This window comes from Anaerotignum sp. (genome assembly GCF_031981185.1).
Taxonomy (GTDB): domain Bacteria; phylum Bacillota; class Clostridia; order Lachnospirales; family Anaerotignaceae; genus Chakrabartyella.
The window spans coordinates 24225-25009 of record NZ_DALYUL010000035.1 but is presented as its reverse complement, the minus strand read 5'-3'; the positions used below and the strand labels follow the sequence as shown (position 1 = coordinate 25009).

At 44.6% G+C, this 785-nt stretch carries 1 protein-coding gene; it reads left to right on the top strand.

From position 1 onward, the window contains the following. Nucleotides 1-4: 4 nt before the first annotated feature. Nucleotides 5-785 (top strand): alanine/glycine:cation symporter family protein (locus RTK36_RS15085; protein WP_442871363.1); only part of this gene is annotated, 781 nt, incomplete at its 3' end.

Sequence of the window (785 nt, the reverse complement as noted above, 5' to 3'; positions counted from 1 at the left end):
AATTATGGAGGCAATTAACAGTTTTGTAGATGCAGTGAACGGCTTTGTTTGGGGGCCGGTCATGCTGGTTTTGCTATTTGGTACACACATCTTTTTAACAGTGCGAACAAAGTTTATACAGCGCTACACATTCAAGGCGATTAAGCTTTCTGTCACGCCGGATACGGATGCCGAAGGCGATGTATCAGGATTTGGTGCTTTGACAACGGCATTGGCAGCCACAATCGGTACTGGTAATATTGTGGGGGTTGCAACAGCAGTGGCTTTGGGTGGCCCTGGTGCTATCATGTGGTGTTGGTTAACAGGTTTGTTTGGCATAGCAACAAAGTATGGTGAGGCGTTGCTGGCAATTAAATACAGAGTAAAGGATAAAACGGGAGCCATGGTTGGAGGCCCTATGTATGCCCTTGAAAGAGGACTTGGACAGAAATGGCTAGGCGTAATGTTTGCTGTATTTGCTGGTGTTGCATGTTTTGGCATTGGTAATATGACACAGGCAAACTCCATATCAACCATGGTGCTAAACAATTTTCATGTTCCACAATGGATTACGGGTATTGTTTTGACTGTCGCTACGGCGTTAGTTATTTTAGGCGGGGTAAAGTCAATTGCTAAGTGTTGTGAAAAACTGGTTCCTTTAATGGCGGGATTATACATATTAGGATGTGTAGTAATAATGGTGATTAATGCACCTTACCTTGGAGCAGCACTTAAGTTAATTGTAAGCAGTGCGTTTACACCAACGGCTGCGGGTGGTGGATTTGCCGGTGCAACGGTTATGATGG